The sequence below is a fragment of the Methylobacterium sp. Leaf111 genome (assembly GCF_001423285.1).
GTDB lineage: Bacteria > Pseudomonadota > Alphaproteobacteria > Rhizobiales > Beijerinckiaceae > Methylobacterium.
Window position 1 is genome coordinate 124,646 of record NZ_LMNE01000034.1, and the last position, 25,473, is coordinate 150,118.

The 25,473-nt window shown below is 71.5% G+C and carries 23 protein-coding genes; 11 read left to right on the forward strand and 12 right to left on the reverse strand.

Translation table 11 applies throughout. The features are described from left to right. Positions 1-604: 604 nt before the first annotated feature. Positions 605-1,039 (forward strand): DUF3291 domain-containing protein, encoded by a 435-nt coding sequence (locus tag ASF41_RS24045; RefSeq protein WP_082504581.1) that lies wholly within the window; start codon positions 605-607, stop codon positions 1,037-1,039. Positions 1,040-1,293: 254 nt separating this feature from the next. Beyond that, the gene (locus ASF41_RS15695) at positions 1,294-1,674 is read left to right on the forward strand and encodes an energy transducer TonB (protein WP_056494782.1); all 381 of its coding nucleotides are present in this window, start codon (positions 1,294-1,296) and stop codon (positions 1,672-1,674) included. Between the two features lie 2 nt (positions 1,675-1,676). Here the strand turns inward: ASF41_RS15695 and ASF41_RS15700 are convergent, their stop codons facing one another. The 4 genes from ASF41_RS15700 to ASF41_RS15715 form a co-directional block, all read right to left on the reverse strand. Beyond that, on the reverse strand, positions 1,677-1,970 hold the full coding sequence (locus ASF41_RS15700; protein WP_156649877.1) for a hypothetical protein: 294 nt from the start codon (positions 1,968-1,970) through the stop codon (positions 1,677-1,679). Positions 1,971-2,083: 113 nt separating this feature from the next. Further along, positions 2,084-3,379 (reverse strand): arsenic transporter, encoded by a 1,296-nt coding sequence (locus tag ASF41_RS15705; protein WP_056494785.1) that lies wholly within the window; start codon positions 3,377-3,379, stop codon positions 2,084-2,086. Positions 3,380-3,473: 94 nt separating this feature from the next. Then, complete coding sequence (gene arsC / locus ASF41_RS15710) at positions 3,474-3,899, reverse strand: arsenate reductase (glutaredoxin) (RefSeq protein WP_056494788.1); 426 nt, start codon at positions 3,897-3,899, stop codon at positions 3,474-3,476. Continuing rightward, positions 3,899-4,246 carry a helix-turn-helix transcriptional regulator gene (locus ASF41_RS15715; protein WP_056494791.1) on the reverse strand — a complete coding sequence of 116 codons (348 nt, stop codon included), beginning with the start codon at positions 4,244-4,246 and terminating at the stop codon, positions 3,899-3,901. Before ASF41_RS15715 ends, arsC begins: the two co-directional genes overlap by 1 nt. A 47-nt stretch (positions 4,247-4,293) precedes the next feature. On the opposite strand from ASF41_RS15715, the gene arsH reads away from it, so the two are divergent. From arsH to ASF41_RS15730, 3 genes are all read left to right on the forward strand, one after another. Continuing rightward, positions 4,294-5,091, forward strand: coding sequence for an arsenical resistance protein ArsH (gene arsH, locus ASF41_RS15720; RefSeq protein WP_056494794.1), 798 nt, complete (start codon positions 4,294-4,296; stop codon positions 5,089-5,091). An 84-nt stretch (positions 5,092-5,175) separates the two neighbouring features. Next, positions 5,176-5,427 carry a DUF2171 domain-containing protein gene (locus tag ASF41_RS15725; RefSeq protein ID WP_056212438.1) on the forward strand — a complete coding sequence of 84 codons (252 nt, stop codon included), beginning with the start codon at positions 5,176-5,178 and terminating at the stop codon, positions 5,425-5,427. A 111-nt stretch (positions 5,428-5,538) separates the two neighbouring features. Then, a complete protein-coding gene (locus ASF41_RS15730; RefSeq protein ID WP_056494797.1) occupies positions 5,539-6,420 on the forward strand; it encodes a triacylglycerol lipase in 882 nt (293 codons plus the stop codon). Between the two features lie 188 nt (positions 6,421-6,608). Here the strand turns inward: ASF41_RS15730 and dps are convergent, their stop codons facing one another. Then, the gene (gene dps, locus ASF41_RS15735; RefSeq protein WP_056270740.1) at positions 6,609-7,163 is read right to left on the reverse strand and encodes a DNA starvation/stationary phase protection protein Dps; all 555 of its coding nucleotides are present in this window, start codon (positions 7,161-7,163) and stop codon (positions 6,609-6,611) included. Between the two features lie 672 nt (positions 7,164-7,835). On the opposite strand from dps, the gene ASF41_RS15740 reads away from it, so the two are divergent. Together ASF41_RS15740 and ASF41_RS15745 are read left to right on the forward strand one after the other, a co-directional pair. Further along, positions 7,836-9,101, forward strand: a complete 1,266-nt coding sequence (locus ASF41_RS15740) for a glycosyltransferase family 4 protein (protein ID WP_244479674.1) — start codon at positions 7,836-7,838, stop codon at positions 9,099-9,101. Between the two features lie 56 nt (positions 9,102-9,157). Next, a complete protein-coding gene (locus ASF41_RS15745) occupies positions 9,158-9,982 on the forward strand; it encodes a WecB/TagA/CpsF family glycosyltransferase (RefSeq protein WP_056494799.1) in 825 nt (274 codons plus the stop codon). Between the two features lie 13 nt (positions 9,983-9,995). Here ASF41_RS15745 and ASF41_RS15750 read toward each other — a convergent pair whose 3' ends face one another. Continuing rightward, positions 9,996-11,120 carry a glycosyltransferase family 4 protein gene (locus tag ASF41_RS15750; RefSeq protein ID WP_056495040.1) on the reverse strand — a complete coding sequence of 375 codons (1,125 nt, stop codon included), beginning with the start codon at positions 11,118-11,120 and terminating at the stop codon, positions 9,996-9,998. Between the two features lie 8 nt (positions 11,121-11,128). Continuing rightward, a complete protein-coding gene (locus ASF41_RS15755; RefSeq protein WP_056494803.1) occupies positions 11,129-11,908 on the reverse strand; it encodes a polysaccharide deacetylase family protein in 780 nt (259 codons plus the stop codon). 201 nt (positions 11,909-12,109) lie between these two features. Between ASF41_RS15755 and ASF41_RS15760 the strand changes: the two genes are divergently transcribed. After that, entirely contained in the window at positions 12,110-13,111 is a 1,002-nt protein-coding gene (locus tag ASF41_RS15760; protein WP_056270742.1) for a GNAT family N-acetyltransferase, read from the forward strand. A 22-nt stretch (positions 13,112-13,133) separates the two neighbouring features. Beyond that, complete coding sequence (locus ASF41_RS15765; RefSeq protein ID WP_056494806.1) at positions 13,134-14,438, forward strand: lipopolysaccharide biosynthesis protein; 1,305 nt, start codon at positions 13,134-13,136, stop codon at positions 14,436-14,438. Between the two features lie 40 nt (positions 14,439-14,478). On the opposite strand, the gene ASF41_RS15770 is transcribed toward ASF41_RS15765, so the two are convergent. Next, the gene (locus tag ASF41_RS15770) at positions 14,479-15,540 is read right to left on the reverse strand and encodes a helix-turn-helix domain-containing protein (RefSeq protein WP_056494808.1); all 1,062 of its coding nucleotides are present in this window, start codon (positions 15,538-15,540) and stop codon (positions 14,479-14,481) included. A gap of 427 nt (positions 15,541-15,967) precedes the next feature. Between ASF41_RS15770 and ASF41_RS15775 the strand changes: the two genes are divergently transcribed. Continuing rightward, a complete protein-coding gene (locus ASF41_RS15775; protein WP_056494812.1) occupies positions 15,968-17,365 on the forward strand; it encodes an O-antigen ligase in 1,398 nt (465 codons plus the stop codon). A 155-nt stretch (positions 17,366-17,520) separates the two neighbouring features. Further along, positions 17,521-19,632, forward strand: a complete 2,112-nt coding sequence (locus tag ASF41_RS15780; protein WP_056494816.1) for an exopolysaccharide transport family protein — start codon at positions 17,521-17,523, stop codon at positions 19,630-19,632. Between the two features lie 18 nt (positions 19,633-19,650). Here ASF41_RS15780 and ASF41_RS15785 read toward each other — a convergent pair whose 3' ends face one another. The 4 genes from ASF41_RS15785 to ASF41_RS15805 all read right to left on the reverse strand — a co-directional run bounded on the left by ASF41_RS15785 (position 19,651) and on the right by ASF41_RS15805 (position 25,411). Beyond that, positions 19,651-20,616 (reverse strand): UDP-glucuronic acid decarboxylase family protein, encoded by a 966-nt coding sequence (locus ASF41_RS15785; RefSeq protein WP_056494819.1) that lies wholly within the window; start codon positions 20,614-20,616, stop codon positions 19,651-19,653. A gap of 210 nt (positions 20,617-20,826) precedes the next feature. Further along, complete coding sequence (locus tag ASF41_RS15790) at positions 20,827-22,824, reverse strand: right-handed parallel beta-helix repeat-containing protein (protein ID WP_056494821.1); 1,998 nt, start codon at positions 22,822-22,824, stop codon at positions 20,827-20,829. 192 nt (positions 22,825-23,016) lie between these two features. After that, positions 23,017-23,226, reverse strand: coding sequence for a hypothetical protein (locus ASF41_RS25450; RefSeq protein ID WP_056212464.1), 210 nt, complete (start codon positions 23,224-23,226; stop codon positions 23,017-23,019). Positions 23,227-23,539: 313 nt separating this feature from the next. After that, a complete protein-coding gene (locus ASF41_RS15805) occupies positions 23,540-25,411 on the reverse strand; it encodes an ABC transporter ATP-binding protein (protein ID WP_056494827.1) in 1,872 nt (623 codons plus the stop codon). Positions 25,412-25,473 lie beyond the last annotated feature (62 nt).

Here is a 25,473-nt window from a genome sequence, read left to right on the forward strand (position 1 = left end):
TGCGGCGGGCAGGTGCAGTCAGGGTGCTTCGATATCCCCTACCCCGATGTGCGGGGTGACCGAGACGTCCCCCCAGAGGTACGGCCGGACTGCCAGACTGGGAAGCTGTCCTGCTCGGCATTCTCCTCCGGTGCAAAGCGGGTTGGCGGCCATACCCGCTGGAGACGCGGGTGATGTCGCCGCCGGGGGCTTGATGTCCACAGGGTGCTGCGTCGGCAGCGACGCCCGCCAAATGCCTTATCGCACCGCATAAGCGTAGGCGAAGCAACGGCTTCAGCGAGCATAACAAGTGCAGCCAAAAGGAAGCAACACGCGGATCCGTAGCGCCGTCCAACCGGGTTTGCATGGTCTCCATTAAGTGGCGGCTAGCTGCGGCTTGTCGCGCGATGTCGAACCGGCATCTCACAACCGGAAAAACCGTGCCGTTCGGCACGTCGCCAGCGTTTGATCATTGGCATATCGGATGCGACAACGGCATGGAAGCCCGGATCGGTTCGCGACCACAGGAAGGGACCATGCGGCGGACGAGTTCCCGCTCGGTCGGCTGATGGTCTAATCTGCCTGCAGAACCGTCGCAACGAGAGGCGACCGGGGACTGCATGACGTGCCCTTCGTAAGTATCACGCGCCTGAGAATCCGCTCGGTACGGTTCCTGCCGGGCTTTGCCGTCCACGCACTCCGCACACAGAGACAGGCGCGAAAGGCAGCCGGGTTCCGGGCGGGATCAATCCTGGCCGACCATGCCTGGACCTTCTGGACCATGACGGTGTGGGACGACGAGGCTGCCATGCGCCGGTACATGATGGCCGGCGCGCATCGGCAGGCGATGCCGAAGCTGATCCATTGGTGTGACGAAGCCTCCTTGGCCCACTGGACGCAGCCCGGGGCCGGCCCACCATCCTGGGCCGAAGCGGATCAGCGGATGCGCGCGGACGGACGCCCGTCCCAGGTGCGGCACCCCAGTCCGCATCACGCAACTCTGGACTATCGTCCACCGCGCCTGACGCGGAGCGGGCCGATCAAACCCTCGGCACCGTGAGGGACAGGCCCGCAAGCCGCCGTGGATGCAACCGCAACCGGCCACGTCGCATTGGGCGTGTTTCGGCGCACATCCGCGCGGGCGATCCGGGCGCATCACACCTGCGGCCGCCTTCGCCCCCTCGGCGGCCAGAACCAGCGGCGCAGCGGCCTCAAGGCCCTGCGCCGTTTGTGTTTAATCGGCGCCGCGGGGTGGATGGCCCGGCGGGCCGGACCGGTCGAACGTTCTGACGGCAGCGTGCTGGAGTACCCACGATGAGACTGCGCTCGGTCGTCGGATGGATCAGCGTTGGCGCGACGCTCTTGAGCGGCGCGGGGCTCGAGGCACGGGAGCGCCCCTCGTCGGAGGTGACGGGCTGGGTGTCGGCGGTCCTCGCGAAGATCGATATGGTCAAGCGGAGCCCAGCCCCCGCCGGGCGCAAGCGCGGGCGCCGAACGGTGGGGGTGCGGGTCCAGATCGCGGCCGACGGCTTCGTCAATCGGGTGGAGGTCGAGCGGAGTTCCGGCGTGCCGGATCTCGATGAGCGGGCACGGAGCCTGGTCCGGGCAGCCGGGCCGTTCGGCCCGCCGCCCGCGCCGCTTCTGACCCCGGCCGGCACCACGGAACTCAGCTTCCCGCTCCAGGTGCAGCGGTGAGATTACAGGCGTGCGGCGCGGTCAGGCGCCGGACCGGACAGGACCGCCGCGAGGGAGGCATCGACTTGCCCGACGGGGTCGGTTGGCACCGGATGGACACCGATCAGCAGGGTCCGTTGCGTCCGCATGATCTTGAGGAGGCGCTCGGTCCGGCGCAATGCGTCCTGCGCGTCGGTCGGGTCCTGTTCCTCGGCGAGGAGAACGGCGATCCGGATCATCTGGTCGACCCGGCGCTCCTCGGCCGTGGCGATGATCCGCTCCAGGGCCGCCAGCCCCTCCTCCAACGCCGCTCTCATGGGACACCCTCGGAGCCTCGGTGAGCGGACAGGGTCCGGCATCGGGCCGGAGCGCGCATTCACGATTGTTGGTCGCCGAGCGATTTCGCGCCGCGGCGCAGGCCGCGGGCGGCTCACGGCGTCCCGAGATGCGGGAGCCAGAGGGCCAGGGCGAGGAGACTCGCCAGCAGGACCGGCGGCGTGATGAGGAGGCCGACCCGCATGTACTGGCCCCAGGTGATGCGGTGGCCCTTGGCGTCGAGGACGTGCAGCCACAGCAGGGTCGCGAGACTGCCGATCGGCGTGAATTTCGGGCCGAGATCGCAGCCTATGACGTTGGCGTAGATCATCAATTCGCGGGTCAGGGGCGACAGGTCGGGGGCCTGCTGGATCGCCAGCGCCCCCACCAGGACGCTCGGCATGTTGTTCATCACGGAGGACAGCAGGGCGGCGGCGACGCCCGTGCCGAGGGTGGCGACTACCGGGCCGGCCTGGGCGAGCCGGACCAGGCCCTGGGCGAGGAGTTCGGTGAGGCCGGCATTCTTCAGGCCGTAGACCACGAGGTACATGCCGAGGCTGAACAGCACGATCTGCCAGGGGGCCCCGGCGAGGACCTTCCGCAGGGGAATCACGCCGCTGCGATTCGCGAGGGCGAGCAGAAGGAGCGCGCCGGCACCGGTGACGGCGGAGACCGGGACGCCGAACGGGGCGGTGACGAAGTAGGCGCCGAGGAGCACGGCGAGAAGCGGGAAGGCCGCCCGGAACACGCGGGCGTCGCGGATGGCGGAGGCCGGCGGGTCCAGACGGTATACCGCGTAGGTCGTGTCGAGGTCGCGCCGGTAGAACAGCCACAGCACCGCGAGGGTCGCGGCCAGGGACACGAGGTTAACCGGCCCCATCACGGCGGCGTAGCGGCCGAAGGAAATGCCGAAGACATTCGCCGAAACGATGTTGACGAGATTCGAGATAACCAGCGGCAGGCTGGTCGAATCGGCGACGAACCCGCAGCCGACGATCAATGCCATCGCGGCCGTCGGCGGGAAATCCAGCCGGAGCAGGATCGCCAGCACGATCGGGGTGAGCAGCAGGGCGGCCCCGTCATTGGCGAAGACCGCCGCGATGGCGGCGCCGAGCAGGATCACCAGGGGGAACAGCCGGCGACCGCGACCGCCGCCCCAGCGGGCGACGTGCAGGGCGGCCCATTGGAAGAAGCCCGCCGCGTCGAGGAGGAGGGAGATCACGATCAGCGCCACGAAGGTGAAGGTGGCGTCCCAGACGATGTGCCAGACCACCGGGATGTCGCCGGGCTGGATCACGCCGGTGGCCAGGGCGACGGCGGCCCCCGCGAGGGCGCTCCATCCGATCCCGAGCCCTCGCGGCTGGACGATGACGAGGACCAGGGTGACGACGAAGATGGCGAGGGCGAGCATCGGCGTTTCTTGTTGGTGTCGCGACGAAATCTTGCGAGTTCTTTCACCCGGGCGAGTTCTTTCAGCCGGGGCGAGGTCTTGCTCCCCGGCGGGATCAGAGGCTCGTGGCCGGCCGCCCCTGGGCATCGACGACGGGGGCGCCATCCTCCTTGGCGAAGGCCACGCGCTGCGGCGGAAGCAGGGCGAGCACGGTCTCGGAGGGTCGGCACAGGGCGACGCCCAGGGGGCTCACCACCAGGGGCCGGTTGAGGAGGATCGGGTGCGCCGCGATGGCGTCGAGGAGTTGGTCGTCGCTGAGGGTCGGGTCGTCGAGGCCGAGTTCGGCATAGGGCGTCCCCTTCTCGCGCAGGAGATCGCGGAGGGTGAGGCCCGCCCGCTCCGCGAGGCGGCGCAGCAGCGCGCCGGTCGGGGGCGATTTGAGGTACTCGACGACGTGCGGCTCGACGCCGGCGTTGCGGATGAGGCCGAGGGTGTTGCGGGACGTGCCGCAGTCCGGGTTGTGGTAGATGACGACGTCCATCAGGCGGGCTCCGGGCAGCAGGTCGAGAGGGAGGCGACGGCGGGGGCGCAGACCTCGGGGCGGCCCTGACAGCAATCGCGCATCAGGAACTGGATCAGCGCCGACAGGTCCGGGTAGGCGGCGCGGTAGCGGATCGAGCGGCCTTCGCGCTGCGCGGTGACGAGGCCGGCGCGGCTCAGTTCCTTGAGGTGGAACGACAGGTTGGTCGCAGAGACCCCGACCGCCTCCGCGAGCAGCCCCGCCGCCAGGCCGTCCGGCCCGGCGGTGACGAGGCGGCGCACGATGCGCAGGCGGTGCTCCTGGCCGAGGGCCGCGAAGGCGGCGACGGCTTGCCCCTCGTCCATCATGATGTCAATGTTTCAAACATCATTGAAACGTAGAGGATGCCGAGCCCTTGGACAAGACCGATCCGAACACGACCGATGGGGACAGGACCGATCGCGCCGGGCCCCCGCGGCCCTTCGCCGATGGCCTGCCGGCCCTGAGCGCGACGCATTTCGCGGTCCCGACCTCCGCCGACCTCGGGATCCGCGAAGCCTTCACCCACGCGCCGCGCTTCCTCATCCTCTACGGGTCCCTGCGGGAGCGCTCGTTCAGCCGGTTCCTGGCCTACGAGGCGGCGCGCCTCCTAGAGGCCATGGGCGGCGAGGTGCGGATCTACCACGCGCACGGCCTGCCGCTGCCGGACGACGCGACCGCCGACCATCCCAAGGTGCAGGAACTGCGCGCCCTCTCGATCTGGTCCGAGGGCCAGGTCTGGGTCAGCCCCGAGCGCCACGGGGCCATGACCGGCGTGATGAAGGCCCAGGTCGACTGGCTACCCCTGTCGGAGGGCTCGGTGCGCCCGACCCAGGGGCGGACCCTGGCGGTGATGCAGGTGTCCGGCGGCTCGCAATCCTTCAACGCGGTCAACGGCCTGCGCGTCCTGGGGCGCTGGATGCGGATGATCACCATCCCGAACCAGTCCTCGGTGCCGATGGCCTACCGGGAGTTCGACGCCGCCGGCCGGATGAATCCGGGGCCGCTCTACGACCGGGTGGTCGATGTCTGCGAGGAACTCGTGAAGTTCACGCTCCTGACCCGCGAGCGGGCCGATTACCTCGTCGACCGCTACTCGGAGCGCAAGGAGCGGGAGCCGGAGCGGCTCCGGGCGGTGGCGGCGGATATCGGCTTCACGAAGCGGCCCGCCTGAGGCCCCGTGGCGAAGCGCCCGCGGGGTCGAACCAGGGCGGCGCTTGGCCGTTGTGGCACGAAGGGTCCAAGGCGGAAAGGCGACATGGCAGAGCCATCGGAGATCACGGCGCAGGCGATCGCGGCGCACATGGAGGTGCGATCGTCGGACGGACTGCATGTCGGGACGGTCGACCACATGGAGGGCGACACCCTCATCAAGCTGACGCGGTCCGATCCGGCGGCCCATGGCCGCCACCACCTGCTGCCGCTGTCCTGGGTCGAGCGGGTTGACGAGCAGGTCCACCTCACCGCCACGGCGGCCGATGTCCGGGGCTACTGGGAAGATGCCGGCTGAGCGCCCTCCCGCCGGGCGACCTTTCGCCCGGTCGCCGGCCGCGCCATCGACCCTAGTTCCCCGGTGAGCGCGGCAGAACCGCCCCCCACGATCAGGACGCCCTCGGACATCATGGAACGGCCCAGCGTCATCGTCGGCATCCACGGCTTGGCCAACAAGCCGCCGGTCGATGAGAAGACGCGCTGGTGGCGGGACGCGATCGCCGAGGGCCTGGCGCGCAACGAGGGCGTCGACGGCGTCGCGTTCACCTTCGCCTTCGTCTACTGGGCCGACCTGCGCTACGAGACGCCGCTGGCCAGTGACGACCTCGCCGAGCCCTACCGCCCCCAGGCGACCTCCGACCCCCTCCCCGCCGAGGAGGATGCACCGAGGCTGACGGGTCAGGACGTGCTGGCCACCCTGTATGCCGGGATCGACCGCATCGAGGCGCTGACGGGGGTCACCCTCGTCGACGACGTCATCCTGGAGCACCGCTTCGACGATCTCTGGCACTACCACGGCGAACGCGCCTTCGCGGCGGAGGTCCGGACCCGCCTGAGCGAGCGCCTCGCCGCATTTCGCGACCACCGCATCCTGCTGGTCGCCCATTCCATGGGCTCGGTGATCGCCTACGACGTCCTGCGGCAGCTGGAGCGCGACGCGCCGGACCTGCGCGTCGACCACCTGATCACGGTCGGCTCGCCCCTCGGTCTCGCGAAGGTGAAGATGAAGATCGCGAGCGAATTCGGCGCCACCCGGGTGCCGAACAACCTGAAGCATTGGACCAACCTCGCCGACGGCAACGACATCGCCACCGTCACCGGCACCCTGGCGGAGGATTACGCTCCCAGCGACACCGGGGTCGCCATCGCCGATCACCGGGTGGTGAACGATTACCGGCGGCCCACGGGCGAGGCGAACCACCACAAATCCTACGGCTACCTGCGCACGCCGGAGTTTTCGCGGATCGCGAGCGGGTTTCTGGAGACCGGGGCGGTCGGACGGCGTCGGTGACCGGCCGCCCCTGCGAGACGCAACGAGCTCCCTCTCCCAGAAGGAGACGAGACCCGCACAGGACGCCGGACGGTGGTTGGGAGGTCTTGCGACCACCGAAGGGAATCGGTCGTCCGTCCACGGCACTCCGTCCACGAAAAAGGGGACGCCGCGCGGCGTCCCCCGATCCGTCGGTTCTTGGCTGGCGCTCAGCGCTGGCCGGCGTGGTCGCCGTCGCGCAGGGCGCCGGTCGGCTCCTGCACGTGGGCCTCGAGGAACCAGAGCTGCTTGTCGACGCCGCGCGACACCTCGGTGAGGAGGTCGGCGGTGCCGGCGTCACCGGCCTCGTCGGTGTCGTCGATGTTCTGACGCACCGCGTTGGCGTAGACGCCGTAGCGGTCGATCAGTGCGGCCAGGTGGTCGGCGATCGCGTAGGCGTCGAGGGGGTAGGCCTTCAGCTGCGAGGCCGATGCGACCGCCTGGGCGGTGCCGCGGGCGGTGCCGCCGAGCTGGGTGATGCGCTCCGCGACCTTGTCGTTGTAGTCGTCGAGCTCGGTCCGGAATCCGTCGAGCATCTCATGGATGCCGATGAACTGCGGCCCCTTCAGGTTCCAGTGCGCCTGCTTCACGTCGAGGGCGAGGTCGATCCCGTCCGACAGGCGCGCGTTGAGCACCTCGATCGAAACCTTCTTCGCGTTGGACTTCGTGCCGTTCTGGGTCTCGTGGAGACGCTGGTTTCCGGCTTGGGTCTTGGAATCGGCCATTCGGTTCGTCCTTCAAGTCTCATGGAGGGCGCGTCGCTCATCCCGCAGCCTGCGCGGTCGCGACGCCGAGCCTCCGATGTCGGCGGAACATGATCTCGGGCAGGCGGGATGCGCCGCCCGTGCGATCAGTCTGCCCCATCAACGACAGGCCCCGGCCCATGTTCCTGGCCCTGTGGTCGCGCATCCCTGATCTGCGGGGATCACACCCCGCCGCATGCGATTCCCGCATGGGCCGGCCGATCCGATCCGGCCCGAATCCCTCACGACCGGGCCGGCGCGGCACGGGCGGGCGATCGTCAACCATAAATTGGCTTTCACGCCGCCGACGCGAACGGCCACGCTGAAACGGCGTTGGCCCCGGAGAGGCCGGACTGACAGTCCAAGGCGCTCCCCTGATCTTGAACGACGACTCTTTGTCGCTGGCCCGACCGCGAAACGACTCGCCGAGGGGCCCACAATTCGGGGCGATGCATGGTGGTCGACGGGTTCTGCCGCAACGCAATCGAACTTGGTAAGATCTTGGTGAACGGCAGTTTACAATGCTTGTCGTTCCGCGGTGTGAAATCTTAAAGGACACGCTGTTATTCTTGCAAAACACCGACGATCACATCACGATCGTCTCGCTCTTCGCCGGCAGCCCCGCTGCCATTCTCCGTGGCTTGGCATCCTGCGATGATGGAACCAGAAGTCGCACAGCGTCGTCCGACCACAGCGCTTCCGGACCGGCGGGATACGCCCGCGGGCCCCGTCACGGCCGCGCCCCTGCGCATCCTCGTGGTTCACAACCGCTATCAGGTGCGCGGTGGCGAGGATTCGGTGGTGGCCCAGGAGGTGTCGAGCCTGCGCCGCGCCGGGCAGGTCGTGGAGACCCTGTTCTTCGACAATGCCGCGATCCGGACGGGCTGGGACCGGCTGCGCACCGCCTACGAGGCGCCGCACGCCCCGCGCGGGATCGCCGCCGTGGTGGAGGCCGTCCGCGCCTTCCGCCCCGACGTGGTGCACGCGCACAACGTCTTCCCGCAGGTGTCGCCGGGCATGCACGCCGCGGTCCGGGCCGAGGGGGTCGCCACCGTCCAGACCCTGCACAACTTCCGCGTGACCTGCGCCAACGGCATCCTCATGCGCGAGTCCCGCCCCTGCGAGGATTGCGTGACCGGCTCGCCCTACCAGGCGGTGCGTCACGCCTGCTATCGCGGATCGCGCCTGGGGTCCCTGGCCGTGGCGCGGTTGATCGACGTGCACCGGCGCGCCGGCACCTGGGAACGGGACGTCGACCGCTTCATCGCGCTGACGCCCTTCGCCCGTACCCGGTTCCTCGCCGCCGGGCTGCCGGAGAGCCGCATCCGCATCAAGCCCAACGGTTTGGCCGATCCGGGCCTCGACGCGCGCGGCCCCCGGGCCGGCATCCTGTTCGTCGGACGGCTCGTGCCCGAGAAGGGCGTCGGCACCCTGAGGGCGGCCGCGCGCCTGACCCGGGCCCCGATCACCGTCATCGGCGAAGGGCCCGAGGCGGACGCCCTCGCCCGCGAGCCCGGCCTGACCCTGCTCGGCCCGCAGGACCCCACGGCCGTGCAGGCCGCGATGGCGCGGGCGGCCGCCCTGGTGGTGCCCTCGCACTGGTACGAGGGCCTGCCGATGGTGATCGCCGAGGCGTTCAGCCTCGGCACGCCGGTGGTCGCCGCGCGCATCGGCGCCCTCGCCGACCTCGTGACGGAGGGCCGCACCGGCCTCCTCGTCCCGCCCCGCGATCCCGACGCCCTCGCCCAGGCCCTCGACCGGATCGTCGACGACCCGGACGCCGCGCGGGCGATGGGGCGCCACGCCCGCCTCGCCTACGAGCGCGACTGGACCGAGGACGCCGTCACCGCGCGCGCCCTCGCGATCTACCGCGAAGCCATCGCCACCCGTTCCGCCGCCATGCCCCGGGCTGCCGCATGACGCGCCCCCTGACTTCGCGCCCTCTGACTTCGCGCCCTCTCACTCTGGACCATGACATGCCCGTGCGCGCCTGGGGCCACGACCCGGACGTCCCCCACTTCCTCCTCGGCGGCGTTCCGATCTCGATCACCGACATGGCCGGCCTGGTCGCCGCGCTCCGGCGCCGCCTGAACCGGCAGGCTCCGGCTCCCGGGACCTTCGTGGTCTTCCGCGACGCCCACGGCATCGTACGGGCGCAGGACGAGCCGGAGGTGCGCGCCGCCCACGACGCCGCCCTGCTGGTCTGCGCCGACGGGCGGCCCCTCGCCTGGGTCGGGCGCCTGCGCGGCCACACGGCCATCGCGCAGGTGCCGGGCATCGAATCCGTCGAGGCGGTGTGCCGCGCGGGACTCGAGGCGGGCTGGCGCCACTACTTCCTCGGCGGCGGGCCGGGGGTCGCCGAGAAGCTCGCCGCCGAGATGGCCCGGCGCGCGCCGGGCCTCGCCGTGGCGGGGGCCGAGACCCTGCCCTACCGGCCGCTCACGGAGCCCGAGGCCCAGGACCTCTACGCGCGCCTGCGCGCCAACGGCACTCAGATCCTCTGGATCGGCCTGAGCACGCCCAAGCAGGAACTCTTCATGCAGGCGCACACGCCCGCCCTGCCCGGCGTCATCGCCATGGGGGTCGGGGCCGCCTTCGACGTGAACATCGGCACGATCCCGCGCGCGCCCCGGCTGATGACCTGGTGCGGCCTCGAATGGCTCTACCGGCTGATCCAGGAGCCCCGGCGCCTGCGCGCCCGCTACGCCCAGGTGGTGCCGCGCTTCCTCGCCATCGTGGCCCTCGACCGGGCCCGCTGCGCCAAGCGCGCCCCGCGCCCGGGCGGGGTCCGGCCGGTCTGAGACCGGGCGCCCCTCAGCCGACGACGGGGACCAAAGCCGCGCGATAGGCCCCCGTCGCGGCCTCGAGGGAGAACCGCGCCAGGGCCGGGACGGCCCGGGTGCGATAGGTCGCGCGCCGGGCGGGATCGTCGAGGAGCGCCAGGGCCGCCTCGGCCCAGCCCGCCACCGTCAGGGGGCGGACCTCGCCGCAATCCCAGGCCGCCACGAGCTCGCGCGCCGCGCCCGAATGCGGCGAGGCCAACACCGCCGCGCCGCTCTGCAGGGCCTCCTGCAGCACGATGCCCCAGACGTCGCCGCGGCTCGGGAACAGGAAGAGGCGCGCCGAGGCGTAGACGGCCCCGAGGTCGGCCTGCTGCACGAAGCCGTCGAACTGGGCCGCGATCCCGGCCGCCGCCAGCCGCGACTCCATCTCCGCCCGCAGGGGGCCGTCGCCCGCGACCCGGACCCGCAGGGTCCGGCCCCGGGCCTGGCAGGCGAGGACGACGTCGGTGAAGAAGCGCGCGCCCTTCACGTCCTCGTTCAGGATGCCGCAGAACAGAAGGTCGTAGGGGCGCTCCGTCTCCGGCGTCGTGGCGGCCGGGCCGGGCTCCCAGGCGGGGAAGAGGGGCGCCAGGGCGAGGCGGTCGGCGGGGAGGCCGTAGCCTTCGAGGAGCGCGAGGCTGCCGGCGCTCGCTCCGAGGCCGAAGCGCGCCCCCGGCACCAGCAGGCGCCGCATCGCCCGGTGCGGCCGCGAGCGCCGGCCCGGATCGGTCTCCGGCACCCCGTCGGTGCGCAGGCCGTAGGGCACCCCGAGCCACCGCGCCGCGGCGGCGGCCATCAGCATGGTGGGGGCGAAGTCGTTGACGACGACGAGGCTGGGCCGCAGGGCCGCGAGACGCGGCACGATGGCGGGGTTGATGTAGAGGTTGCTCACGGCGCTGCGGTACCAGCGCAGCCCCGGCACCACCGCGAAGCGATAGGCCTCGGGCTCGGGCATCTCCCAGTGCCGGGCCGCCTCCCGGGCGCTGCAGGCGAGGACGTGGAGCGGCCGGTCCAGGGTCGCGCCCAGGCGTTCGTAGAGACGGTGCATGTAGGGCGCGCGGGCGCCGATCACGATGACGACGGGTCCGTCGCATCGCCCGGATGCGCGGCGGCTCATCGCGCGGATCATCGGGCGGCGCGCGTCGGCCCGCCCACGAGGGCATCGATCTGGTAGAGCCCCCAGGCGGGTTCGAGGACGTGGCGGGGCATCAGCAGCAGATCCTCCGGGCCCCGGGCCACGCCCCGGCGGGTGGTGTGGAAGCTGTGGTAGCCGGCGTCGCGGGCGAGGGCCGGGTCGCGGCCCGGGTCGAAGTCGGTGCCGGCCACGCCCCAGGGGCAGGCGAAGTGCCGGACCGGACGGCCGGTCATCGCCTCCAAGTCCCGGCGCGACCGACCCAGTTCCCCGGCGACCTCCGTCGCCGCGAGACGCCCGAGGTTGCGGTGGCTCGCCGAATGCGACCCGACGTCGAGCCCGGCGGCGAGCCAGTCGGCCACGGCGGCACGGTCCATGTAGCCGGCCCGGTCGCCGCCGGGGGGCGCGTCGACCCAGTCGCTGACCAGGAACACAATCGCGGGGATCGACAGCGCCCGCAGCACGGGGAGCGCCACCCCGTGGGTGTCGGCGTAGCCGTCGTCGAAGCTGACGAGGAAGTGGCGGCCCTGCCCGGCCGTGCCGCTCGCGACGAGGTCGGCGGCCCGGTCCGCCGTGACGAACGTGCCGTAGCGGCCGAGGAAGCACATCTGTCGGGCGAATCCTGCCTGCTCGCCCGGCGCGACATGATGGTAGCACAGGGTGTAGAGACCCGCCGGCGCCGCCGCCATCGACCGGGACAGCGCCCGCACCCGCAGGGCCGCCTCGCGCAGGACGGGCGTGTCGCGGATGAAGTGTTCGAGCGTCCTCGGCATCCCGGGACGTTAGCAGCTTCGCGGCCGAGCGGCACGGATGGGACACGGATCCCCGGCAGCATTCGCCAACAGCGTTAAATTAAGGATCTTCACAGTCTGGGCGGGAGATCTCCGGTCCGCAGGAAGGGATGACAAGCGTTTCACCGTAGGAAGGCCCGTCCCCGCGAGGGATGCGTCGAGGACACGAGGCATGAAGCTCCGATGAGCGCGGCACTGAGCATCCGTCCCTGCCTGGATCCGGCCGTCTGGGACGAAGCGATCTGGGCTCTGCCGAACGGCAACGTCTTCGCCTCGTGGATGTGGGGCGCGTACAAGTCTCAGGTCGGCTGGGCCGTGACGCGTCTCATCGTGCGCGACGCCAGCGAGGCGCCGGTGGGGCTGATCCAGGTTCAGGTGAAGCGCCGGGGCTTCGTGCGGTTCGTCCTGCTCCAGGGCTGCCCGCTCCTCACCGAGAAGGGCGAGAAGCACGCCGAGGCGGTGGTCGCCCTCCTGCTGGAGCACCTCGCCCTCGGGCGCCTCGATCTCCTGGCGGTGAGCTTCGAGCACTTCCAGTCCGACGCCATCCTCCTCGCCCTGCTGGGCCACGGCTTCGTGCCGGCGCAGTCGGCCAAGTACTTCACCCTGGAACTCGACCTCACGGGGGGCACCGCGCCGCTCCTGCAGGCGATGGACCAGCGCTGGCGCAAGGCCCTGCGCAAGGCCGAGCGCAACCCGGATCTCACCACCCGCTTTCTCACCGACCTCGACGAGCGCCTCGCGGCCTTCGACGCGTTCTGGACGATGTACGGCGCGCTGCAGGCCCAGAAGGGATTCCGCGACAGCCTCGACGGGCCGCTCTTCCGCGACCTCGTCGCGCGCGATCCCCATCACCGCATCCTGGAGGTGCGGGAGAAGGGCGAGCGCGTCCTGGTGCGGATCGCCCACGTCTCGGGCCGGCGCTTCACCGATTTCTACACGGCCTCGAACGACCGGGCCCGGGCCTGCGCCGCGCCCACCCTGGCGGTCTGGCGCTTCGTCGAGCAGGCCCATGCGGAGGGCCGCGAGACCTTCGACTTCGGCGGCATCGACCCGGCGGGCAACCGCGGCGTGTTCGAGTTCAAGCACGGCCTGAGCAAGCGGCCGGCCCTGAGCGGCCCGCGCTGGATCTATGGCCGCACCCCCCGCCTGCGGGATGCCGCGGCGGCGTTCCTGTCCTATCGCTGAGCGAGGCATCCCCCGGAGGTCGATGGTCCCGCAAGCTCCCGTGATCCAGCCCCTCGGCGACGAGGCCGGGCTCGCCGCCCGCGCGCGGCGCTTCGCCCGGCGTCCGGCCCTGGCCTCCCTGCTCGACCAGGCCGTCGTCAGCGGCTTCGGCTTCGTCAGCGGCATCGTCACCGCACGCCTCGTCGGCATCGAGGAATTCGGCCTCTTCGTCCTGATCCTGATCGTCACCGCCTTCGCGCAGGGGCTGCACAACGCCCTGGTGACCGCCCCCATGATGACGCTCGCGGCGCAGGGGCGCCGGTCGGCCCCGACCTACGACGCCACCGTCCTGGCCGCGGCCCTCCTGGCCGCCCTCGCCGCCGCCGCCGGGGTGGCCCTCGCCCTCGTGGGCATCTTCGCCCTGCGCCACCACGCCGTGGAGTGGGGCGTGGTCCTCGCCGGTGCCGGGCTCGCGCTGGCGCAGAACCTCCAGCTCACCGTCCGCCGGACGCTGTTCGCCCGGGAGCGCGGCCTCGTCGCCGTGGCGATGGACACCGCCCGGGCCGTCGCCTTCCCCCTGGTGCTCGGGGCGGCCTGGGGGGCGGGCCTGCCCCTCGACGCCGCCCTCGCCACCGCGGCCCTGGCGGGGACCGCCCTCGTCACCGCCGCCCCCCTCGCCTACGGGATCTGGCGCGCCCCCCGGCGCGCCCTGCGCCTCGGGCCGGTGGCGCGCCGGCACTGGGGCATCGGCCGCTGGATGTTCCCCCTGGTCTTCGTCACCTTCGGGCAGGAGCAGATGGCCTGGATCCTCGCCGGGATCATGCTCGGCGACGAGGCGATCGGCGGCCTGCGCGCGGCGCAGTACCTCGTGGGCTTCGTCATCATTTTGCTCACCGCCACGGAGAACATCCTGCCCACGGCGGCGGCGCGGGCCTACGAGACCGGCGGCGAGGGAGCCCTGCGCGCCTATCTCGAGAAGGCGACGCTGACCCTCGGCCCGGTCGTCGCCCTGCTCCTCCTCGCCATCGCGCTTCCGGCGGGGACCTGGCTCACCCTCGTCTTCGGACCGGCCTTCGCGGACTACGCCGCCAGCGTGCGGATCCTGGCGCTGGCGGTCGCCTGCATCTTCCTGCGCGATATGGTGACCCAGTATTTCCGGGCGATCCAGGAGACCGGCCCGGTCTTCCGCGCCTTCGTCGTCAGCCTGGTCGTCTCCCTGGCGATCATGGTGCCGCTCATCGCCTATGACGGCATTACCGGCGCGGCCCTCGTCATCACGATCGGGCACGCGGTGTCGGCGACCCACCTGATCCTGACCCTGCGCCGACGCTCGGCCCGGGGCGGCTGAGCCCCCGGCCGGACCCGTCGGAGACCCGCATCCGTCGGCGTCAGGCCGCCAGGGTCTTCATCCAGGAGAACAGGGGCGGCTGGGCCTCGCGGCCCATGCCGGACAAGGCCTCGCCCAGGCCCGTCTCCCGCGGCAGGACGCCGAAGCGCCGGCTGAAGGCGCGGCTGAACGCGCTCTGGCTGGAGAACCCGGTGGCGAAGGCGACGGACGAGACGCGCGGCGTCCCGCCGGGGGCGGTGAGCAGGCGCATGGCGCGCAACAGGCGCCGCTCGCGGATGTAGGCGGCGACCCCGCCCTCGGCCTCGAACAGGCGGTAGAGCTTCGAGCGGGAGAGGCCGAACCGGGCGAGGATCGCCTGGGCATCCAGGGCCTCCGAGCCCAGTTCCGCCTCGATGAAGCGCCGGATCGCGATGCCGGTGAGCTGGTCCGCGGCACGGGCGGCGCCCTCCTCCGGCTGGAAGCAGGCGCTGCACAGGTGCGCGGCCGAACGGGCGAGGTGGTGGGCCTCGTGGGCGCTCAAACCCCCGGCACAGGCGGCGAGCCCGGACAGGAAGGTGTGGAACAGCCGGCGCACCGGCGTGCCGCCGTAATCGAGGGACTGGCCGTGCAGGCCCTCGATCGTCGCGCCGTGCTCGGCCAGGAGCGCGCGGGGCAGCATGATGTTGGTGGCGCAGACGGCCTCCGCCTCGGTCACCACCGGCTGGGCCATGTCGAGGACGACCAGCTGCCACGGCTTCACCGCGGCGGCCCGGCGCCCATTCGCCACCCTGCTCTGCCCGACCGTGTAGAACTGCAGGAGGATGTGGTCGATGCCCTGCTGCGCGATCATGCGGGCGTTGCGCTCCAGGCGCTGGACCGGCGCCGAGACGCTGCCGAGCAGCACGGACCCGAAATGGTAGGTCGTCAGGCCGAAGCCCGCCGACAGGTCGGCATCGCGGGCGACCGTCACCGCGTAGATCGACGCCAGATGCTCCTCCCAGGCGCGCGCCCACCGGTCCGGATCGGCGGGAAAGCGGAACCGGTCGCACGGGATCGCGGCGGCCTGATCGTCGGACGCGGGATTTTCGGATGCGGGACCTCCCGGAGCGGAATTCTCGGACATCGCATCTCGTTCGAGGGTCGGCGCCGCGTCGAGGGCCGTCGTGGACTGGGGACGCCCGCCGGACTCGCCCAGCCCCGGCCTGTGTTGTGTCCGTACTTTCAAAGGGCAGGCTTAGACAAGCACAAGTTCGTCGAGAGGCCCGGCTCGTCGCGTCGCCATTGGAGGACATGGCCTCTTTGCTAGGATTCGCCGGCCGGCCGGGCCCTCCGTGTCGAGGTCGATGCCGGGCAAGCGGGCCGGGGCCGGTCGTCCACAAGCTTTTCCCCGCCTGAGTCTTCTGCGACCGAGAGTCGTCGAGACCGTTCGGCCGGCATTTACGATATTGTCGAAGTCCGGTCGCGTTTCGGGAGCAATTCACATCGATGAAACGCTTCACACCGGAAGTGTCGTCAGCGTCGGACCCGCAGGCCACCAGGGAGGAACACGCGTGCTGAACCTGTTTCTCGTCCTGGCGATCCCCGCCTGGTTCACGATGCTCTATCCCGTGGTCCGGCGCAGGCTCGCGGCGGCGGTTCGCCCGCTGGATGCCCGGCTCGTGCTGCCGATGGTGCTGGTCTGCACCTTCGCGTTCATGCCCCTGGTCTTCACGGTGCCGCGCGAAGACGGAAACGCGGTGCTGGAGGAAGGACTGAGCGCCTCCAACATCATCACCCTGGTGCTCACCGGACTGACCGGCCTCTACCTGTTCGGAAAGATCGCCCTCGACCGGCGGGTGGCGCTGCTGCCCTTCGCGATGCCCTACCTGCCCTTCACCGTGATGATCGGCGTGAACACGCTGAGCGCCGCCTGGTCGATCGTGCCGCCCTACACCCTCTATCGCAGCGCCGAACTGTTCATCTTCTATCACGCCTCGATCGTGATCTTCGACCGGACCGACATCGAGCGGCGCTTCGCCGACCTCCTGGCGATCATCACCGTGGCCTGGCTCGTCGCCGTGCTGCCGATCATCCTGGACAGCCTGGCGCACGGCATCGTGTTCTCGGCCGCCAAGAACAACATGATGCCCTTCGTCTGCGCGATGCTGGGCTTCCTGGTGATCTTCCGGCCGCCCGAGCGCCGGCGCCGGACCTACCTCGCCCTCGCCCTCGCGGGCTTCGTCATCGCGGGCTCGGCGGCCAGCACCGGCGCCCTCGTCGCGGTGGGCCCGGCCCTGCTGATGTCCTCGCGCCACGCCGTCCTGCGCCGCCTCGGCATCGCGGGCGCCCTCCTGGCCATCGTGGGCTTCGTCCTGCTGATGCTCGACCTCGCGGCCTTCCCGGCGCTCCTCGACCTCCTGGCCACCATCCTGCAGAAGCCCGCCATCGAGCTCGCCAACGGCACCGGGCGCTCGACCTTCTGGCCGACCTTCATCGCGGCGACCCAGGACCGGCTGGCCGGATCGGGCTTCTCGGCGGGCGACCGCTTCATCCAGCTCCTGATCCCCACCACCGCCCTGGCCGAGACCCTGGGGCGGGAGGACGTCTTCATCACCAGCTCGCACAACATGTTTCTCAGCGCCTGGGCCGGCACCGGGCTGATCGGGCTCGGCTTCGCCCTCGTGGTCCTGCTCACCACCCTGTCCTGGGGCATGAAGCTCGACCTCGGCGGGCGCCGCTTCGTGGCCGCCTCCGTGCTGATGCTGGTGCTCAACGGCATGACGACGCCGGGGATCTTCCAGGACTGGAACGTCAACGTCCTGGCGCTCGCGGGCCTGCTCGCCTTCATCCGCGTCCAGCTGCCGCCGGACGGGCGCGTGCCGGCCTATCCCCGCGCCCCGGCGCCCGCGCCGGTTGCGCGCCCGCCCGCCCCCGAGGCCGGCCTCCCGAGCACGTGGCGCATTTCATGAAACGCGCCCTCCACCCGGCGGCCTTCGGCGCGCGACGTGCCGAAATCAGCCGGATCGACCGACCGGGACGGGACTCGGCGGACCGCGGTGTCCCAGGGCGGGACACGGGCGGCCCCGGGCCCCAGCCCTCGCCGATTGCGTAACGGAAAGCGTCCATGGCTGTCATCGAACGCGCCCCCCCGGCGATCCTGCAGCACCTCGGTGCCGGCACCGAGCCGTCGCGCGAGTCGCTGCCCTGGTTCCTGGACATGGGCGAGGTCTGCCGCATCCTGCGCCGGCGCTGGCCGACCGTGATCCTGCCGATCCTCGTCCTCCTGGGCCTGGCGGCGGGCTACCTCGCCCTGCCCGCCCAGTACGCCGCGACGGTCCAGCTCCTCATCGACCCGCGCGGCCTCGCCGTGCTGAAGGACGAGGCCAACCCGCAGGGCCAGGCCAACGAATCCACCCTGCTCCTCGTGGACAGCCAGCTCCGGGTGCTGCAGTCGGACGACGTCCTGCGCAAGGTCGTGGCCACGCAGCACCTCGCCACCGACCCGGACTTCGTGGAGCCCGGCGCCCTCGACCGCTTCCGCGCCTGGGTGGGGCACCTCCTCGGGCGCCCCGCCGAGCCCGAGGCCGACCCCGCCCTGACCGCCCTGCGGGCCCTGCGCGACCGGATGTCGGCCCGGCGCCTGGAGCGCAGCTTCGCGGTCGACGTCTCGGTCTCGTCCAACGACCGCGAGAAATCCGCCCGCCTCGCCCAGAGCATCGCCGAGACCTACCTCGCCACCGAGATCGGCACCCGCTCAGAGGCGATCCGCCGGGCGCGGGAGGGGCTGAACAGCCGCCTCGGCGAATTGCGCGACGGCGTCCAGCAGGCCGAGACCGCGGCCCAGGCCTTCCGCACGAAGAACAACCTCGTGGGCACGCGCACCCAGCTCGTCAGCGAGCAGCAGCTCGGCCAGCTCAGCGACCAGCTCGGCGCCGCCCGCGCCAAGGCCGCCGAGCAGCAGGCGAAGCTGCGCCAGATCGAGGGCGCCGCCGGCGGCGACCCGGCCAAGCTCGACTCGATCCAGGAGGTGCTGCAGTCCCAGACCATCGGGCAGCTGCGGAGCCAGCTCGCCCAGGCCGAGCGCCAGCGCGCCGACGCGGCCCTCAGCCTCGGCGAGCGTCACCCGGCGATGAACGCCTCCGACGTGCAGGTGCGCAGCGCCCGCAACCAGATCGACGCCGAGGTGAAGCGCATCGGCGCCGCTATCCGCAACGAGTACCGCGCCAGCCTCGCCAACGTCACCGAGCTCTCGCAGGCCCTGGAGAAGCGCAAGGCCGAGGCCCTGAAGGTCGGCGACAGCTTCGTGAAGCTGCGCGAGCTGGAGCGCCAGGTCGAGGCCCGGCGCGGGGTCTACGAGGCCTTCCTGGTGCGCACCCGCGAATTGCAGGAGCAGCAGCAGCTCGACACCTCCACCTCGCGCATCATCTCGCCGGCCCTACCGCCGACCCGGCGCCAGGGGCCGCCCGCCGCCCTCGTCCTCGCGGCCGCCCTCGTGGCGGGCCTCGGTCTCGGGATCGGCGGCAGCCTGATGGCCGAGCAGTTCAGCGGGCGCATCCGGTCGCGCACCCGCCTGGAGGCGCGGACCCAGCGCCTCGTCCTCGGGCTCCTGCCGACCCTGCCGCGCGGGGCCCGCAACGGGACGGACCGCCTGGGCAGCGGGCCCTACGAGGTCGCCATCACCCGCCTGCGCAACCGCCTGCGACGCGACCTGCCGGCCAAGCGCCCGCACGTGATCGTGGTCACCTCCGCCGACGACGTCGCCGGCCGCTCGATGCTCGCCCTCGACTACGCCGCCTCGGCCGCCCAGGAGAACGAGCGCGTCCTCCTGGTCGACGCCTCCGCCGACGGCACCGTGACCCGCGAGGTCGGGCTGCCGCCCCGGCGGGGCGGGGCCCCGGTTCCGGGCCGATCCGACCTCTCCGACGTGCTGGTGCGCCACCGCTCGGGCCTCGCTCTCATCCCGCAGGACGGCCAGACCGCGCGCAGCGACCTGCGCCACTACGTCGACAGCATCCTGGGCACCCAGGACGCTTACGACCTCGTGGTGATCCATGTGGGCCTGATCGGGGCCGACGCCATCGCCGAGCGCCTGGCGGCCGATCCCCGGGTCACGGCGGTGCTCGTCACCGTCCGGCACGGACAGAGCCGCTATTCCACCCTCGACCGGGCGCTCGCGGCCATCGGCCCGCGCCCCTTCGTGGGCCTCGTGCTCACCGGGGCCGAGGCGCTCGACTGAGGCGCCGGAACACCCCCGTCAGGCGGGGGTGTCGGCGCCGAGGTGCCGGTCGAAATAGCCGATCGTGTGCATCAGCCCCTCGCGCAGCGACACGGTCGGCTCCCAGTCGAGGAGCGCCTTGGCCTGGGCGATGTCGGGCCGGCGCTGGCGCGGATCGTCGGCGGGCAGCGGGCGGGCGACGATGCGCGAGCGCGAGCCCGTCAGCGCGATCACCAGCTCGGCGAGCGCGCGGATCGAGAACTCGCCCGGATTGCCGAGGTTGATCGGGCCCGTCACGGAGGGGCCGGTCGCCATCAGGCGCAGGACGCCGTCGATGAGGTCGTCGACGTAGCAGAAGGCCCGGGTCTGCGAGCCGTCGCCGTAGAGCGTGATGTCCTCGTTGCGCAGGGCCTGGACCACGAGGTTCGACACCACCCGCCCGTCGTTCGGGTGCATGCGCGGGCCGTAGGTGTTGAAGATCCGCGCCACCTTGATCGAGAGCTTGTGCTGTCGGTGGTAGTCGAAGAACAGCGTCTCGGCGCAGCGCTTGCCCTCGTCGTAGCAGGAGCGATGCCCGATCGGATTGACCCGGCCCCAATACTCCTCCGGCTGCGGATGCACCTCGGGGTCGCCGTAGACCTCGCTGGTCGAGGCCTGGAAGATCTTGATCTTCAGGCGCTTGGCCAGCCCCAGCATGTTGATCGCCCCGATGACGCTGGTCTTGGCCGTCTGCACCGGATCGAACTGGTAGTGCACAGGCGAGGCGGGACAGGCGAGATTGTAGATCTCGTCCACCTCGACGTAGAGCGGAAAGGTCACGTCGTGGCGCATGAACTCGAAGCGGGGATTGTCGAGCAGCGGCGCGATGTTGCGGCGGGACCCGGTGAAGAGGTTGTCGACGCAGAGCACCTCGTGGCCCTGCTCCAGCAGGCGCTCGCAGAGGTGGGAGCCCAGGAAGCCCGCCCCGCCGGTGACCAGCACCGTCTTCGTCTCGCCGTATCGCATGCCGGATCCGAACCGCCTCGCATTGCAGGATGATGCCGTCGTGGTCGCCGGGGTTCGGCGCGCGCGACCCGAAGGCGCAGCGGGGCCGCGATCATGGGGCGTCCGCCACCGTATCGACCCGCGCGACCGATGTCTCCGCGGCGAACGCGGCCGCGCAGGACCCGATGCGTCCCGGCCGGAGACCGACCGGGGGCCGCCCGCGGTTCGGGGCTATCGTTCCGCCGGGGACGGAGGAGAGGGGGCGAGCCGCGCGTCGCGGTCCAGCCGCGTGAGATCCGCCTGCCGCACCACCGCGCCCGCCGCGTCGAGCACCGTGCCGAAGCGCGCCGCGCCCTGTGCGGGGGCGTCGGCGGGCAGGCGCAGGCCGTCCGGGCCGCGATTGCCGGACCGGACCTGCTCGTCGGCGCGGGCGCCGTCGCCGAACCGGAACGGGTCGCTGTCCAGGAAGACGTTCCCGGTCAGGCTGTTGCGCGCCGCCGCCGGATCGTCCTGGAGGATCGTGGCCAGGCCGGGATAGCGGGCGCGCCAGAGCTTGGAGCCGACCGGCATCGCCGCGAAGGCCGCCCGCAGCTCCGATTGCGGGTCGGCGATCGCGTCCCGGGCCCAGGTCCGGCCGCGGGCATCGACGTGGATGGCCGGGCTCGAGTCCACGAACAGGTTGTCGACGATGCGGTTGTCGCGGCCGCCGCCGAGGAAGACGGGCTGGTCGACGCGGACGAACAGGTTGTCCCGCACGGTGACGCCGCTCGCCATGTCGTCGAGATAGACGCCCTTGATCTCGAAGCCCGGCGCGGCGCGGATGTCGTGCAGGTAGTTGTGCTCGATCACCGTGCCGCGGGCGGTCCAGTCCCGGCCGGAATAGATCGCGCCGCTGTCCGTCGAGCCGGACAGGACCCGGGCGATCTCGTTCCAGGCGACCCGGTGGTCGTTGCCGCGCAAGTGGATGGCGTACTCGTCGGTGTCGTGGATGTAGTTGCCCTCCACCACCTGGCCCACGCCCTCGAGGGTGATCGCCGGGCTCTGGGTCCGCGCCACCTGGGCGTAGTCGCGGATCCGGCAATCCCGCACGAAGAGCCTGGCCGGGGTCAGGCTGGCCCGGTCCCCACCCGACAGGCGCAGGGCGCCGATGCCCGTTTCCGCCACGTTGCTGCGCTCGAGGCCGCTGGCGGTCGCGCGCGCGATCGACAGGGCCCGGCCGGGGGTCCGGCGCAGATTCACGCCGGACAGGACGACGTCGGTCGCGTCCGCGACCTGGACGAGGTCGCCGCGCGCCTGTTCGAGGGTCAGCCCTTCGAGACGCAGGTGCGACGCGCCCTCCACCGCCAGCAGGGTGTCGGTCACCGCCACCTCCGGCGCGGCGGCGGGATCGCGCGGCCAGACCAGGAGGACGCCCCAGCCCACGTCCCGCCACCATTCGCCGGGCGCGTCGAGCTCGGCGAGCGCGTGGACGATGCGGTAGCGGGCGCCCCGGGCGATGCCCTCATAGGGCCGATCCCCGAGGGTCAGGCGCTTGGCGGCTCCATCGAGGCCGACCACCGGAAAGGCCTCGAGCAGCCAGTCCCAGTGCCAGTAGCCCTCGGCCCACAGGTCGGGCTCGCCGCGCCAGCCGGCCGCGCGGCCGTCCGAGATGGTGAAGCCGGCCGCGTCGTCGGAGGCGGCCGCCACCTTCGCCCAGCCGGCATTCGGCCAGCGCGCCGGCCAGAGCGCCCCGGCCCCGTCGAAGACGGCGAGGTTCACCCGGGCGTCGCGCTGCGCGAGGGTGCGGGGTTCCTGGATACGGGATTCGAGGCCGGCCGCCGCCGGCAGCCGATAGGCGCGGACCTGGGCCCGGGCGGATGGGGGCAGGCGCGCGAGGAGATCGGCGGGAATGCCGCCGGGGGCGGGCTGCAGGGGAATGGAGCCGACGAGGCGGCTGGTGCCGTCCGGGCTGCCGCGCACCACCAGGGGGGCGGCGGCCGTGCCGCCATCCTCGGGACCGAACCGGACGGGCTCGGCGAGGCGGTGCAGGCCCGGTGCGAGGGCGATCTCGATCGCGATCGCGATCGCGCGACGCGGATCGGATCGGCGCCAAGCCTTCTGCCAAGTGCGGCGCAGGGCCAGGGCTTCCGGCAGGGTGGCGACGACGGCGTGACCGACGGCGCGCTTCGGAGCGGCTGCGCCGGACTGGGGATCGACCGTGATGACGACGGGCTCGGCCGCGTGGGCCACGCCCGGGGTCGCCGAGAGGAGGACAGCCGCGAGGCCGGCCCGGAGACGGGACGAGACGGCGTTCCGTCGCTTGCCCGCGTTCCGACGGGTCCACGTGCGCTTGGCCGAAGTCCGATTGCCTCGCTCCAAGCGGCGCCCCTTGATTCACCGGCACCCCAACGACGGGATGTCGGTCAGGGCGCCTCGGTGATCTTAGGCGGTCGGGTAGGAGAACACACCCACCGACTTGTGGAACTGCACGGTCTCGCGCACCCGGTGGCGGCGGGCCTTGTCGAGCAGGCGGCTGTCCAGGCGGTCGCCGCCGATATCGGCGAACTGCTGGTCGGTCAGGTCGGCGATCTGGCGCGCCGAGGCGTTCTCCTTCCAGGAGGAACGGATGTGGTTGAGGATCGCGTGTACCATGGGAGTCTGGGTCCGAAACGGTTCGTGCCACGGGGTCTGTCGCCCCGTCGCCATGGCCCTGATGTAGGCGTCGCCGCAGCGCAGCACGAGGGCTGAGGCGGCCGGTCTGCTATGCAGGGTGGACATGAAACGGGCAGGGATTGCCTAAGCCCTGGGCAAACCGATCCTAAATCCCTCTTGACGCTGGGTTTCTTCGGCCTGACGCTAAACCCGCCCAACGCCTCCTGCCCAAGGCTCCGGCAAAGCCAGCACCGCCCGTGTGCGGTGCAGCACGGATGTCCCGGAACCGGACACCGTCTGCCGGCGAGCCCCCCTACTCGGCGGCCGCCTCGTAGGGCTGCGCGGCCAGGCCGTCGGCGAGGAAGCCGCCGGACTGGCGCTGCCACAGGCGCGCATAGAGTCCCCCACCGGCGATCAGCTCGGCATGGGTGCCCTCCTCGATGACCCGTCCGGCATCGAGGACGATGAGGCGGTCGAGGGCCGCGATGGTCGAGAGACGGTGGGCGATGGCCAGCACCGTCTTGCCCTCCATCAGGGTGTCGAGGCTCTCCTGGATCGCCGCCTCCACCTGGCTGTCGAGGGCCGAGGTCGCCTCGTCGAGGATCAGGATCGGCGCATCCTTGAGGATCACCCGCGCGATGGCGATGCGCTGGCGCTGGCCGCCCGAGAGCTTCACGCCGCGCTCGCCCACCTGGGCGTCGTAGCCGGTGCGGCCCTTGTGGTCGACGAGATCGCGGATGAACGTGTCGGCCTGGGCCAGCCGCGCGGCGCGCTCGACCTCGGCCTGGGTGGCGTCGGGGCGGCCATACGCGATGTTGTCCCGGATGGAGCGGTGCAGCAGCGAGGTGTCCTGGGTCACCATGGCGACGGCGCTGCGCAGGGACCCCTGGGTCACGCCGGCGATGTCCTGGCCGTCCACCAAGATACGCCCGCTTTCGAGGTCGTGCAGGCGCAGCAGGAGGGCGGTGATCGTGGTCTTGCCGGCGCCGCTGACGCCGACGAGGCCGACCTTCTCGCCCGGCCGGATGTGCAGGTTCAGGCCCTCGATGATCGCGGCGTCGTCGCGGCCGTAATGGAAGCTGACGTTCTCGAAGCGGATATCGCCGCCCGTCACCGCCAGGGTCCCGGCATCGGGCCGGTCGGTGATGGCGTGCGGACGGGCGATCGTCTGCATGCTCTCCTGGATGACGCCGACATTCTCGAAGATGCCCCGCACGGTCTGCATCACCCAGCCCGACATCGCCATCAGGCGCAGGACCAGGGCGAGCCCGGCGGAGGCCTCGCCGGTGGTCATGCCGCCGCGCTGCCACAGGATCACGCAGACGCCGGCGGTGGCGAGGATCAGCACGCTGTTGAGGAGGCCGAGCAGGGTCGTGGTGCTGCTCACCAGGCGGAACTGGTGCAGGTAGGCCTTGGTGTGGACGTCGACGGCGTCGCGCACCGCCGCACGCTCCTCGCGGTCGCGGGCGAAGAGCTTCACCGTCAGGATGTTGGTGTAGCTGTCGACGATGCGCCCGATCAGGGCCGAGCGGGTGTCGGCGGTGAGCAGCGAGCGGGACCGGGCCCGGGGCACGAACCAGCGGGTCAGGGCGGCGTAGGCCGCGATCCAGAGCACCACCGGCAGGGCGAGCCACAGGGAGATCGAGCCGAACAGGCCGACCGCCGTGACCGCGTAGATCGCGACGTAGAGCAGCGTGTCGATGAAGACGACGGCGAGCTCGCGTACCGCCGGGCCCACCTGCACCACCCGGTTGGCGAGGCGCCCGGCGAAATCCGCCTGGAAGTACGAGAGCGAGTGACCGAGGGTGTAGAGGTGCGTGCGCCAGCGGATCTGGTTCGTCGCCTGCGGCACGATGAGCTGGTTCGAGAGGATCTCGTGCAGCCAGATCGTGATGGGGCGCACCACCAGCAGGAGGCCGGCCGCCAGCATCAGGCCGGTGCCGTGCTCCTGCCACAGGGTGGCGCGGTCGGCCTTGTTCAGGAGGTCGATGAACCAGCCCATGAGCAGGTAGAGGGAGGCCTCCACCGACCCGGCCAGCACCGCCACCACGAACAGGATCGCCAGGGCGCCGCGGATCGGCCGGAGGTAGAAGCCCGCAAAGCCGAGGACGGATTTCGGCGGCATGCGGCCGTCGTCGAACGGCGCGAAGGTGTCGATCCGGCGCTCGAGCCAATCGAAAAACATGAGACCATCCGGTTGCTGCAGCGCACGCTTAACTATGCCGCCTTGACCGCCTGCCAACCGGG

Coding starts and splice junctions, on each gene's coding strand:
- ASF41_RS15780 (WP_056494816.1), top strand. CDS start 17,521: ATGGCTGTCATCGAACGCGCCCCCCCGGCGATCCTGCAGCACCTCGGT.
- ASF41_RS15725 (WP_056212438.1), top strand. CDS start 5,176: ATGGCAGAGCCATCGGAGATCACGGCGCAGGCGATCGCGGCGCACATG.
- ASF41_RS15745 (WP_056494799.1), top strand. CDS start 9,158: ATGCCCGTGCGCGCCTGGGGCCACGACCCGGACGTCCCCCACTTCCTC.
- dps (WP_056270740.1), bottom strand. CDS start 7,163: ATGGCCGATTCCAAGACCCAAGCCGGAAACCAGCGTCTCCACGAGACC.
- ASF41_RS25450 (WP_056212464.1), bottom strand. CDS start 23,226: ATGGTACACGCGATCCTCAACCACATCCGTTCCTCCTGGAAGGAGAAC.
- ASF41_RS15805 (WP_056494827.1), bottom strand. CDS start 25,411: ATGTTTTTCGATTGGCTCGAGCGCCGGATCGACACCTTCGCGCCGTTC.
- ASF41_RS15755 (WP_056494803.1), bottom strand. CDS start 11,908: ATGCCGAGGACGCTCGAACACTTCATCCGCGACACGCCCGTCCTGCGC.
- ASF41_RS15785 (WP_056494819.1), bottom strand. CDS start 20,616: ATGCGATACGGCGAGACGAAGACGGTGCTGGTCACCGGCGGGGCGGGC.
- ASF41_RS15715 (WP_056494791.1), bottom strand. CDS start 4,246: ATGATGGACGAGGGGCAAGCCGTCGCCGCCTTCGCGGCCCTCGGCCAG.
- ASF41_RS15700 (WP_156649877.1), bottom strand. CDS start 1,970: ATGAGAGCGGCGTTGGAGGAGGGGCTGGCGGCCCTGGAGCGGATCATC.
- ASF41_RS15740 (WP_244479674.1), top strand. CDS start 7,836: ATGATGGAACCAGAAGTCGCACAGCGTCGTCCGACCACAGCGCTTCCG.
- ASF41_RS15730 (WP_056494797.1), top strand. CDS start 5,539: ATGGAACGGCCCAGCGTCATCGTCGGCATCCACGGCTTGGCCAACAAG.
- ASF41_RS15705 (WP_056494785.1), bottom strand. CDS start 3,379: ATGCTCGCCCTCGCCATCTTCGTCGTCACCCTGGTCCTCGTCATCGTC.
- arsC (WP_056494788.1), bottom strand. CDS start 3,899: ATGGACGTCGTCATCTACCACAACCCGGACTGCGGCACGTCCCGCAAC.
- ASF41_RS15750 (WP_056495040.1), bottom strand. CDS start 11,120: ATGAGCCGCCGCGCATCCGGGCGATGCGACGGACCCGTCGTCATCGTG.
- ASF41_RS15760 (WP_056270742.1), top strand. CDS start 12,110: ATGAGCGCGGCACTGAGCATCCGTCCCTGCCTGGATCCGGCCGTCTGG.
- ASF41_RS15770 (WP_056494808.1), bottom strand. CDS start 15,540: ATGTCCGAGAATTCCGCTCCGGGAGGTCCCGCATCCGAAAATCCCGCG.
- ASF41_RS15695 (WP_056494782.1), top strand. CDS start 1,294: ATGAGACTGCGCTCGGTCGTCGGATGGATCAGCGTTGGCGCGACGCTC.
- ASF41_RS15765 (WP_056494806.1), top strand. CDS start 13,134: ATGGTCCCGCAAGCTCCCGTGATCCAGCCCCTCGGCGACGAGGCCGGG.